The organism is Colwellia marinimaniae (assembly GCF_002207865.1).
Lineage (GTDB): Bacteria > Pseudomonadota > Gammaproteobacteria > Enterobacterales > Alteromonadaceae > Colwellia > Colwellia marinimaniae.
This window is the reverse complement of the sequence record NZ_BDQM01000039.1, coordinates 23,898-35,256: the sequence shown is the minus strand read 5'-3', so window position 1 is coordinate 35,256 and position 11,359 is coordinate 23,898. Positions and strand designations below refer to the sequence as shown.

The following is an 11,359-nucleotide window of genomic DNA, read 5'->3' as shown; positions in this document are numbered from 1 at the left end:
ACTTAAAATAGCTTCTTTTCTTTCTGTTGAATAACTAGACATTTATTGTTCGATTACCACTCCCCGATCTAAAAAAAATTAAATTTTAGGGGTGACAACTATTCTGACACGGGGGGAAATGGTGGTGTTCATGATACATCCCCTAGTATTGAATATAATGTTAATGATGATTACCGTAACGGTGTTGTTGATTCTAAAAAAATAAATCTGAACAATGCTTTAAATTAATAAAAGAATTTGTTGGAGGATTTATGAATAAGGCAGATATTCTTAAAATGCTTGATGACTCTTTAAGAGAGAAATATAAAGATCTTCAGAGTGTAAACTTAAATATTATCAAGGAAAAGGAAGTTTTAAAGAAAAGATATGAAGATATACTAGAGGAAAATATTCATTTGAATATGACAGAGGAAACTATAGAAGAAAAGATTGAACCTACTAAATCTAGCAATACTTTTATGGACAAAGTTTTAATTTCTATAATTTGGTCTCCAATTATATTTTCGGTATTTATATTCTTAGGTTATTTCTATAATGCATTGCCAGAGCAGAAATACGCATCACAGACAATAAGTGCACCTTTAAAGGTGAAATCTGCACCTCTAAAAGTAAAAGCTGCACCTTTTAAAGAACCTGTGAAAAAGGTTTTAAAGTCTATAGAGCTTATATCTACTCAAGACTGTATAAGCAATATAAAATATCTTGATAAAAATCATGATATACATGAAGAACTAATTTGGGAATGGACTGAATACGCTGGTTTTGAAAATACTAAAAGTAGGTATTTAGTGGATGGTCGTGACAACTGGAAATATAATATAGAAAGAAATATATCCATAGATAATTATATTGTAATGCAATGTGAAAATCACCCTCCATTAAGAACAAATAACCCAAATCTAAATGATAGGTACAGAAGAGCCACTGAAAAAATGAGCAAATAACAGACTTTGTGAAACCGGTGTTTTTCAAGGCAGTTGTCGCCTAAATTGTTAAGCAGCTTCTTTGTATTGCTCTGGATTTAGCTCCACAGCGCCTATTGGCTGCCAGTTTATTTCACTTTTTGACCATCGCTCTGGATGCTCTTTTCTTTTTTCTTGATACAACGCTTTTCGTTTCGCTAATATTTCGACATCAAGGCCTTCATGCCTTTGGTTTGGCGTGACAAACCTGATCCGACTATGGCGATGTTCATTGTTGTACCAGTAAACGAACTCTTTTACCCACTTACGTGCCTCATCTAAAGATTTAAAACCTTTACCAGGCCAGCTAGGATGATACTTAACCGTTCTAAAGAGTGCTTCTGAGTACGGATTATCATTACTTACCCTTGGGCGACTTCGCGAGGTAATAACACCTAAATCATACATCTTGGCTCGCATCGTCAAACTTTTCATGGGCGCACCATTATCCGAGTGCAATACTAAGTCTGTTTTCAAACATTTTTCGCTCCAAACACTACGCTCTAATAACGCTGCCGCTTGCTCACCTGTTTCATTGGTATGAACTTCCCAACCAACCACTTTACGGCTGTAAATATCTTCAATCATATACAGGTAATAATGTTGGCCTATCACGGTTGTTGGCATATAGCTGATATCCCAACTCCATACTTCTTTGGGCTTTTTAGCGGTATAACTCGTTGGCCTTTTATGGCTATTTCTCGGTTTAGCTTTACCTCTGTGATGCAGCATGTTCTCCGCTTTTAATAGGCGATAAAAACTCGACTCAGAAGCAATATATTCACCTCTGTCTGCCAGTATGGGTACTATCTGGCTTGGTGGCAATGAGGCAAACTCTTCCACATTACAAACGTCAATAACGGCTTGTCGCTCTTTTGCACTTAGCTTGTTCAGCGGCTCTGGCCTAATAGCTGTTGGTCTTTTATCTTCACCAATAGCACCATCAATACGCCAACGCTGTAAAGTTCTTGTTGATAAGCCAATAACCTCACAGGCCTTATCTTGCCTCGCACCTGATGCTACTGCTTTGCTAACCAACTTTGCCTGGTTTTGCCTATCGGTCAGCGGTATTAGCTGTCTTCTTTTTCCTTCCAATAGGCATCGAACTTTTTTCCTAATACGAGCAATGCAGCAGTTTCTGCTAAGGCCTTGTCTTTTCGGTGCAGCTCACGCTCTAATTCTTTAATACGTTTTTTATCTGCTTTTTGCTCCTGGTGTGCTCTTTGTTTTTTTTGTTGACTTAGCAGTACTCCCTGCGATGAAAGCTTGTTTCCATACTTTTATTTGCTCAGGATACAAACCTTTGGTTCGACAATATTCACTTAAATCAACCTCCGATAATGTGGAGGTTTCGATCACAACAGCAAACTTCTCTTCGCTTGACCACTTATCTGACGAACTAACTTTTGACACACTAAAACCTGAGACATTGAATTGCTTTTGCCAACTATACATTGTTGAAATATTAATGCCTTCTTGCTCAGCAAACTTTCTGACCGACAAACCACTTTGACTTAGCTTATTTAATATTGCTTCTTTAAACTGGCTTGAATACCTTTGATAATCCACTAACTTAAACTTACCGCACCCTGTTTATTTATAAAATTAATTGAGGCGACAACAACCCTGACACAGGGGGAAAACAAGAAAATGACAACTAAAATAGTTTGTGATTGAGCACCTAATTTACCTACACTCATAAGGTTAAATTAGCTAATTAAATTGTTTTACAAAATAATTTTAATTAAATGTTAATTCCAGCGGCTTATCTCCGTTTGTTTAAATGAAGGCAGAAAATCTGCATTTAAATAAACACTCAGGAGATAGAGTTATGAGCTACCTACAAAACAACAATCAATGGATTCCCCATCCTTTTCATCGAGCAGAAAATAGACCTATGACGTTTGTTAAATGGCTATTTATTACTTTGTTATTTATGCCTGCTTGCTTTGCACAGACTTCATTTGAACAAACAATGATTGCTGCTAAAAGTGGGGTCGTAGAGTCTCAGTACGAACTCGCGCTGATGTACTTTAACGGTGATACAACAAGAAAAGATTATAAAAAAGCTTTGTTTTGGAACACAAAAGCCGCTGCACAAAACTCTATTAAAGCAAAATACCATTTAGCCCTAATGCACCATAGTGGTCTAGGTATTGACCAAAGCTACGAGAAGGCAATACAGTGGTATACAGCACCTGCTAGGAATGGACTTGTTCAAGCTCAATTTAATTTAGCTCATATATATGATGATGTTGATAGCGGTTTTGAGGATACATCAGAAGCAATCTATTGGTATAAAAAATCCGCTGAACAAGGTGACTCTGATGCCCAATTTAATTTAGCGCTTATATATGATGATGTTAATGGCGATTTCGAAGATACATCAGAAGCAATCTATTGGTACAGAAAAGCCGCTGGACAAGGGGATGCTGATGCGCAATTTTATTTAGCGCTTATATATGATGATGTTAATTGCAGTTTTGAAGATATATCAGAAGCAATCTATTGGTACAAAAAAGCCGCTGAACAAGGAGATGCTGATGCTCAATTTAATTTAGCGCTTATATATGATGGTGTTAATGGGGGTTTTGAAGATCTATCAGAAGCAATCTATTGGTACAAAAAAGCCGCTGAACAAGGGGATGCTGATGCTCAATTTAATTTAGCTCATCTATATGATGATGTTAATGGCGGTTTCGAAGATACATCAGAAGCAATCTATTGGTACAAAAAAGCCGCTGAACAAGGGGATGCTGATGCCATTTGAATATTCTAGAGTGACAGAACATTACATTTACACTGCTATTATATGCAAAAGACTCACAGGAAAGCTATATGCAGATAAAGGTTATATCGGTAAAAAGTTAAGTGAAACCCTGAAAAATTTAATGTTGATTTGATAACAACGGTTAGAAAAGACATGAAAGTTAAATTTGATTTCTGGAATCGTGGCTTATTGTTTAAAAAATAAAAGCCACGTATTAAGCTGTATCCTAGTGAGTTTTGACTGATGGCAACCTAATAAAAATATGCTGCTTTTCCAGATCTCAGGTTACTTTTCTCTAGATAATGGTAAATCAAATGTACTGTCAGATAGCATGCAAGAACCACCGACTAAGATTCTATTTTTCCATTGATTAATTAAGTTTTCGTAAGTATTTGTTGCAGCATTATTATGTAAACTTTCAGAGCAGATTGACAAGCCTGAGTCAGTTAAACTGACAAGGGCTTCCGCAAAGTGGTAGAAGTGATCATAAACCGACTGTCCCCCAAGCTGCTTAATTTTTGGCACTAATCCTAACCTAGTGCCAATGTTCCATTAGTGGTAAAAGTTGACTCCCAGATTCCACTAGATAGTTTGTAGTTCAGAAAGTGTTTTTCAAAAATCACTCTTGACACATATTATGGGATGAAAGAAAATTCACAAACGACTCATCTTAAATACACTACATAACTCTTTTAAAGTTAAGGTTGGACCGTAGTTATCACTTAAATTCATACTATTCTCCTTTAATTTCAGTATTTACTAAAGCCATGATATATGAATAAAAAAGGTGAAATTACCAAATAACGGAGCTTTTTTCTATTACTTATCATCAATTCACTGTTTTTTTTACTCGATTTTATAGATATAGTTAAAGTTTACTTTGTTAAGAAGACGGGTTTATCTGGAATAATTGTGTACGGAAAAACCTGTGTAAAAATCATTACAATATGATCAAAAAATGCTTCTGCTGGCATTGCTGAATCGATACAGAATAATACGAAATGTGTAAATTTATTTTTATAATCATTCAGTTTTCTAAAGCCTTCCTCGGGTGTTGCTACGAGTTCTATATATACCTTTCGTCCATCAATAATTAACATGAAATTATTTTCTTCTTTATTAATTACACTTTTACCAAAGGTAAAGCTAATTTCACTGGCAGATAGATAGTATGCAAATAGCTTTTCATTTTTGGTTTTATGTTGTGCTTCAGGGAGTTGTTTATTTTTTCTTACGTTCGTTGATTTCATGGTTAGTACCTTATTAACTTTTAGTACCACCTATTTGATCATGAATTTTAAAATGGGCAACTTGACTAACATTTTTAACTTTATTGCTTTATTTATATAAGCGTCAACAAATTAAAAGAACGTGGAAGTAGTGGTTGTGAGCACTGTTGCGGACATTAATATAGCCTCTATTACTCTTCATGACCCTATTGGAAGAGGAAAGTCATGAATTCTGTGACAGTACAGCAGTACTACCGAAATAGCCCTAGTAGCTAAAGTGTTTTTACAGTTGATCGTTCTTAAATAGGTGGTATTTTCATAAGAGAAGAGTGGATGGCAATTATTCATGCTTATTTAATTAGATGGTCTATAAGGAAGTAAAAGGCTAACAACACCACTCGAACAGGAGCTTATAGTCTTTTAAGGATTTCAGTATTTATGAATACTGTTTGGGCTTTTCATACAGAACAAAAAGTAATTTTAAAAAGGGTAGCTGATGAAAATAATGATTGTTTATTTGTTATTTAGCGTCTTAGCGTTGGGTTACGGAGCATACCAAGACGGTTATACAGCGCTAACATTTATCATTGTTAGCTTTTTGATAATATCTGTTGTTACCTATGTTGGAGTGCTTTTGATTGATAGGTATAAAGCCAAAAACATAGTTATGAATAGGAATAAAAAGTGAGGGTTTATTGCTTTTATAAGTTAAAAACCAATAACGATTAAATAGGCCTACTGTGACATATAAAGGGTATACCGAGTGAATGAACTTAATAAAGATAAGGTACTCATACAGGCGGTGAAAAATATTTGTAATATATTACTTATTGAAAAAAAATCAGTTATTTATATCGTTTGGAATTGAGCATGATCTTAAAATGCAAAGTAGATGCCAACTTAACGATGATGAAATTGAAGTTCTAATGCAGTTACTCCAAATCCATCGATTCTTAGGTTCTTTTTGTTGTGAGATATTAAGTTTATCCATCACTGGCTTGATTGTGAAAATAAGCATTTCGACACAACACCTAGGCAACTACTTTATAGCAGGACAGGGATTCAACGCTTGTGTGATTATTTTAAAATCATTTTGAAACATTGAATAAAAGAACTAAAGCAAGGTGTATGAACCAAGTGGTTGGAACAACATGGCTAATATATGTTGGTCGCATTACAGTATTTCAATTTAGCTACAGTCAAAATGTAACACTTACATTTATTGAAAATCGTTTCATTTAACTTCAGTTGCGCGATTAACTTTCACAGTTACAGTCTTGTTTAAGAAGTTAAATGAGGCAGTAACATGAAATTAGGCTATATCCGTGTATCGACCATCGAACAAAATACCGCTCGCCAATTAGATGGTATTGAACTAGACAAAAGATTCGAAGACAAATGTTCAGGATCTAATTCCGATCGACCAGCGCTTAATCAATTAAAAGATTATGCAAGAGAAGGGGATACAGTACTGGTTCACGACATTAGCCGTTTGGCTCGAAACATCGAAGATCTCATAAACTTGATAAAATTCTTCAATGACAAACATGTGACCATTCAGTTTGTTAAAGAAAATCTGATTTTCAGCCATGACTTATCAAACCCAATAAACAACTTAATGCTTACCTTGCTTGGTGCTGTCTATCAGTTTGAACGAGAGATGATTTTAGAAAGACAAAAAGAGGGGATAGCACAAGCTAAGTTAGCCGGTAAGTATAAAGGAAAACCAAATACGATTAATCGCCAGGCGGTTTGGGCGTTATTAGATCAAGATTTATCAATTCGTAAAGTAGCTAAAGAATTAGGAATTAGCCCCGTATCTGTTCAAAAAATTAAATTTGAAAGATAATAAAGTGCTTTTTATTAATGACTCTCCCACAGGTGTTCAGCGGAGACTAAATCGGGTTTCTTAATGATTTTATATGATTTAGCCAATGTAGTGGTTGAAGTGGTCAAGTAAAATTGGCCACGGATTTGTAGTTTAGCCAGTACATTCGTTCAGATTCATTTGGACTTAATCCTGCGTTGTACATATACGGCCTAGTCTGATTGTAATAAGTCATGATGTAATTAATGATCGCTTGTTTGGCTTCAGTACAATTCTTATAGCCTATCGTTGGTACCCATTCTGTTTTCAAACTTCTAAAGAAGCGTTCCATTGGTGCTTTATCCCAACAATTTCCTCGACGACTCATACTTTTTTTATTTGATAACGCCAAAAGCGCTGTCTAAACTTCCTGCTCGTATAATGCGTCCCTTGGTCTGAATGAAAGATAACACCTTTTTGTCGTGCTCTTGATGCAAATGCCATAGTTAATGCTTTCGCTGTTAGCTTAGTATCAGGCGAATTACACTCAGAACGCCTGCAGGAGACTAGATTGTTAAAGCATGATAATAAATAATTTTGAACACACCCAATGGCCGATAAGCGATCCTTTTTATGATACTTAGTCATATTTAAGGGGTGTTTAATAAATAATTCGAGAAATTCAGCTGTCAATCGTTCCAAGATTGGAGGCCCTAGAGGGCGGATTCTTGGACATTGCGAATAAAACAGAAGAAAAAAAACAATTGTCTTGGCATTTTCCTCCCTACAAACGCGCAACTACTAATGTTTTTAATAAAGTATTGATTATTACCTTGGCATTGTCCTCCCTACAAACGCGCGCAACTACTAATATTTTTAAAAAATCCCTAATTTGCGTCTTGGCATATTCCTCCCTACAAACGCGCAACTACTAATGTTTTTAAAAAAGCATTGATTATTGCCTTGGTATTTCCCTCCCTACAAACGCGCGCAACTACTAATATTTTTAAAAAAGCCCTAATTTGCGTCTTGGCATTTTCCTCCCTACAAACGCGCGTTACTAATAATATTTTTAAAACAGCACTAAATATTTATGCTTTGGCATTTACTTCCCTACAAACGCGAGAAAGGCCAACTTCTGCCTCCCTATAATAGGCCATGGGAATGTTTGCCCTACAACCAACCCTTAGGGAGAACCCTATACTTAAAAGCGGTGCGGGGTATATTCTTGTAGTTCATGTTGAACTTACCGTAGTGGCGGAATCGTTTTTTATTTCGATACTCTTGGATAAGACAGTTTATATCTAAGTGTAGTCTCCTTGCATTTGGCCTTTATCAATGTGTCTGCTTGCCTTTAACTTGGCGTTGTTAGTCGTATCCTTTACATTCGCTTGGGGGGTTCCTTTGATAGGCTTACGTCTTAACTTTAACTAATCATACGACGTGGATATAAAACCATTACCTGAGTCACATATTACTAAGCACTTTTTTCCTTTTAAGTCAGTAGCGGTCGAGATCCATGCCTTACCATTCGCGTGGGTGCCTCACCATCAGTCCGTAGATTATCCCGCCGGTAATAAAAACTTTAAACAGGCCGAAGGATCCTCTAATTGATTTTGTTTTGCTGCGGCACTAAACCGCTGTAGAACTGCAGGGACACCAAAGTCCATTTGAATTCCCTAATTCAGTACTGGTTCGGAACTCTTGTACATAGAGATATTCGTCTTTAGTTAGGTTTAGTGTTCGTTAAGACAGAGCGTTATTCATTAATTTCTTGGGTTTGTTGCAGTTAAAAGCCCACTTACCGGCTTCGATAGTTACTAAGAGTGCTAAAACTCAACGCTTATTGGGTAATGGCTTATCTGGGCAACTGATATATTAGATAAAACCAATAATCGGGAGATTAATGTGAAAGTTAGTGCTGTTGATGCCGTGTCAGCGGTTGATATGACAGATGTCGAACTGATCGCGAATGACCTTAACCAAGCAGCATATGTCGCAAGAGAAGCGCTAATCAGTAAGGCTGAGGAAATCAAACAAACCTATTGGGACTGGTGGAAGGTGGTGAACAGGGAAATACTCACCGCAATATCTCAAGGTGATCAAACAAAAAAGACTGGTCGTATTACACCTAGGATAAGGACGGATAAAGGGAAAGTGATAATATTTTGGGAGAAGAGACCTAGGATTGCATTTGGATCTCCGGGCTCACCCAAAAGGTCGTATGCAACATATATTGCGCCGACCCAAAGGAGGGGGTACACGAAAACTCAGCTTGCCAATATATGTCAGAGTTGGGAGTGGCAGGCGGTATGGGATGCTGAATTAAAGTTCCAGCAGGTCCGGGAATTGTTGGATATTAATAACGAAACTCTGAAGAGTTTAAGGGGCTATTTTAAGAAAACACAATCAAGTTAACTGAGGTATTTATACATGGCTAATGAAACACAGGCGCAACGTCCTATTACGGTAAAAACGATTAATCATACGCTGAAATTACATTCATCGATGTTGGTTGAGTATCTGAATTTTGAAGGCGACAAATCAATTGGCGCCTTATCAAGAATTGGTTCGTTATTGCGAATGCTTCAAAAATAACAGGAGTTATCCTCAGCGTTACAGGTTTGTTTTGATAATGTTTGTAATGAAGCCGAAAAAGAAATTATTGTATTAGGCGACAATTAGCTTGACCGGCCAAGGTAGTAGAAGTCTGATCGTTATAGTTAATTTTGGAGCCTTAGTATGGTTGTATTCATCAGCTGGTGTTAAATATATAGAATTGTTGTCCTGTTTGATATTTGATCAAAATCGTTAAAACGATTAGCGAAAATAAAAATGCATTAGCGTCGATGAAAAATGAGCTTTGGCACCGAAGCATCACACAACAAGATAGGAACCAGACCAAAGATGCGAAAGAGCTTTTTAATTCAGTAGTAAGTTATCTTAAAAAATTGGAATCAAGCAATAATAAAGTTGCTCCCTCTATAAAAATTAAACGTATAAATTTAAATAGTATTGGCAGTAAAACGAGAAAATGAAAATTAGCTACATAACTTTAGTCTCTACAAATAACAAATAACACATGAACATATTACTTACCTGGCTAGGCCACTCAGATATAAAGCAAATGGAAGCCGATCAGTTCGCCGCTATAGCAAGTATCGCTATTATTGGCGCTGTTAAATTTGAGCAAGTGATTATTTTAGCCAATAGTTGGCAAGACCAATGGCCAACATAGCAAAGCTGGTTAGAAAAAAAATTAGCCGTTGCCGGAAGAAACACCAAAGTCGTTATCGAAAGAGCACAAATCTCTTCACCCATAGACTATAACAGCATCACCAAGGTCACCAATAAATGGTTAGAGCAAGTGACTACCCATGATAATCAGGTTTATATCAACTTAACTTCAGGCACGCCCACCATGACAGCGGTTTCTGTGTTGTTAGGAGAAGGGGTATATAACTGTAAGTTTTTCCAATCTTCCAAAGAAAACAAAGTTGAGCTAACCACCTTACCGATAGACTTTAGTGCAACCTATAAAAAAGTGGCCGCCGCACGAATTGTTAACAGCCATGCCCGGTCACCAAAAGTTGAAAATGCTTTTGTCGCTATGGTGGCTAATTCTCCCGAAATGAAAGACCTAGTGACCAAGGCTAAAAAACTGGCTAACTCTGATTTACCCACGCTAGTATTAGGTGAAACAGGCACAGGTAAAGAAATGCTGTCACAAGCGATCCATCATGCGGGTATGCGCTCTGACAACCCCTTTAAAGCAGTCAACTGTGGTGCATTGCCCGAGTCTTTATCCGATTCTATATTATTTGGTCATGTTAAGGGCTCCTTTACTGGCGCCGACAAAGATCACCAAGGATTATTTGAACAAGCCAGTGGCGGCACTTTATTTTCAGATGAAGTAGGGGAACTTAGCGCCTCAATACAGGTGAAATTACTGAGAGCTTTGCAGGAGGGTGAAATAACACGAGTAGGTGATACTAATAGCCGCAAGGTTGATGTACGAGTTATTGCCGCTACTCATCAGAACTTGCAACAAATGGTGTTAAATGGCACCTTTCGAGAAGATCTCTTTTATCGTTTAGCGGTCGGCGTTTTGAAAATACCGGCGTTACGACAACGCAGTGCAGACATTGAATCGCTTACCCAATCGGTATTAATGCAAGTGAACCAACAAGTAAGCAAGCACCCAGACTTTGAAAGTAAAGAAATTTCCCAAGACGGAATTAATTTTATCAAACAACAAACGTGGCCAGGGAATATTCGTGAATTATGGAATACCCTAAGCCGTGCAGTCTTGTTTTCTGATAACAAAATCTTACAGGCTGAAGATATTAAAGCTGCTTTAATCAGCCATGAAAATAAAGCCTCGCAACCCCCAGTCGTTTTAAGCGCAGAAGAATATTTTGATCTACCGCAACATATTGATTCTATTAAACGAAATTATATTGAGGCGGCATTAAAATCATGTTTAGATAGCAAAACCAAAGCCGCTAAAATGTTATGTTTAAATAATCATCAAACATTGAGTAATTGGTTAAAAGAAAGTTCGTAATAATTGACTCGTTAAAGGCCCTAG

Annotated in this window: 9 protein-coding genes and 3 pseudogenes; 8 read left to right on the top strand and 4 right to left on the bottom strand. The window is 36.8% G+C overall.

Annotation, left to right across the window (positions count from 1 at the left end; all coding sequences use genetic code 11):
* Positions 1-251 precede the first annotated feature (251 nt).
* On the top strand, positions 252-944 hold the full coding sequence (locus MTCD1_RS16195; RefSeq protein ID WP_057180706.1) for a hypothetical protein: 693 nt from the start codon (positions 252-254) through the stop codon (positions 942-944).
* Positions 945-992: 48 nt separating this feature from the next.
* Here MTCD1_RS16195 and MTCD1_RS16190 read toward each other — a convergent pair.
* A pseudogene (locus tag MTCD1_RS16190) lies at positions 993-2,531 on the bottom strand (IS3 family transposase).
* A gap of 214 nt (positions 2,532-2,745) precedes the next feature.
* On the opposite strand from MTCD1_RS16190, the gene MTCD1_RS16185 reads away from it, so the two are divergent.
* Both MTCD1_RS16185 and MTCD1_RS16180 read left to right on the top strand, forming a co-directional pair.
* Positions 2,746-3,732 (top strand): SEL1-like repeat protein, encoded by a 987-nt coding sequence (locus MTCD1_RS16185; RefSeq protein ID WP_082606474.1) that lies wholly within the window; start codon positions 2,746-2,748, stop codon positions 3,730-3,732.
* 40 nt (positions 3,733-3,772) lie between these two features.
* Positions 3,773-3,933, top strand: a pseudogene (locus tag MTCD1_RS16180) (transposase); the annotation flags it as partial.
* 84 nt (positions 3,934-4,017) lie between these two features.
* Here the strand turns inward: MTCD1_RS16180 and MTCD1_RS16175 are convergent.
* Positions 4,018-4,257, bottom strand: a complete 240-nt coding sequence (locus MTCD1_RS16175) for a hypothetical protein (RefSeq protein WP_057180708.1) — start codon at positions 4,255-4,257, stop codon at positions 4,018-4,020.
* A gap of 350 nt (positions 4,258-4,607) precedes the next feature.
* Complete coding sequence (locus tag MTCD1_RS16170) at positions 4,608-4,982, bottom strand: hypothetical protein (RefSeq protein WP_057180709.1); 375 nt, start codon at positions 4,980-4,982, stop codon at positions 4,608-4,610.
* Between the two features lie 1,285 nt (positions 4,983-6,267).
* Between MTCD1_RS16170 and MTCD1_RS16165 the strand changes: the two genes are divergently transcribed.
* Positions 6,268-6,810: a recombinase family protein gene (locus MTCD1_RS16165; RefSeq protein WP_057180710.1), complete on the top strand. Its 543-nt coding sequence runs from the start codon at positions 6,268-6,270 to the stop codon at positions 6,808-6,810.
* Positions 6,811-6,913: 103 nt separating this feature from the next.
* Here the strand turns inward: MTCD1_RS16165 and MTCD1_RS16160 are convergent.
* A pseudogene (locus tag MTCD1_RS16160) lies at positions 6,914-7,308 on the bottom strand (DDE-type integrase/transposase/recombinase); the annotation flags it as partial.
* A 1,368-nt stretch (positions 7,309-8,676) separates the two neighbouring features.
* Here MTCD1_RS16160 and mobI point away from each other — a divergent pair.
* From mobI to MTCD1_RS16145, 4 genes are all read left to right on the top strand, one after another.
* A complete protein-coding gene (gene mobI, locus MTCD1_RS16155; protein WP_057180711.1) occupies positions 8,677-9,186 on the top strand; it encodes a conjugative transfer protein MobI(A/C) in 510 nt (169 codons plus the stop codon).
* A gap of 15 nt (positions 9,187-9,201) precedes the next feature.
* Complete coding sequence (locus tag MTCD1_RS21285) at positions 9,202-9,366, top strand: hypothetical protein (protein ID WP_157447798.1); 165 nt, start codon at positions 9,202-9,204, stop codon at positions 9,364-9,366.
* Positions 9,367-9,850: 484 nt separating this feature from the next.
* Entirely contained in the window at positions 9,851-10,006 is a 156-nt protein-coding gene (locus MTCD1_RS21515) for a hypothetical protein (protein ID WP_197410267.1), read from the top strand.
* Positions 10,007-10,189: 183 nt separating this feature from the next.
* A complete protein-coding gene (locus MTCD1_RS16145; protein WP_200818630.1) occupies positions 10,190-11,335 on the top strand; it encodes a sigma-54 interaction domain-containing protein in 1,146 nt (381 codons plus the stop codon).
* Positions 11,336-11,359 lie beyond the last annotated feature (24 nt).

Excerpts from the sequence above, each read along its gene's own strand:
- MTCD1_RS16170 (WP_057180709.1), bottom strand. The coding sequence starts at position 4,982 with ATGAAATCAACGAACGTAAGAAAAAATAAACAACTCCCTGAAGCACAA.
- MTCD1_RS16165 (WP_057180710.1), top strand. The coding sequence starts at position 6,268 with ATGAAATTAGGCTATATCCGTGTATCGACCATCGAACAAAATACCGCT.
- MTCD1_RS16195 (WP_057180706.1), top strand. The coding sequence starts at position 252 with ATGAATAAGGCAGATATTCTTAAAATGCTTGATGACTCTTTAAGAGAG.
- MTCD1_RS21285 (WP_157447798.1), top strand. The coding sequence starts at position 9,202 with ATGGCTAATGAAACACAGGCGCAACGTCCTATTACGGTAAAAACGATT.
- MTCD1_RS16145 (WP_200818630.1), top strand. The coding sequence starts at position 10,190 with ATGACAGCGGTTTCTGTGTTGTTAGGAGAAGGGGTATATAACTGTAAG.
- MTCD1_RS16185 (WP_082606474.1), top strand. The coding sequence starts at position 2,746 with ATGAAGGCAGAAAATCTGCATTTAAATAAACACTCAGGAGATAGAGTT.
- MTCD1_RS21515 (WP_197410267.1), top strand. The coding sequence starts at position 9,851 with ATGAACATATTACTTACCTGGCTAGGCCACTCAGATATAAAGCAAATG.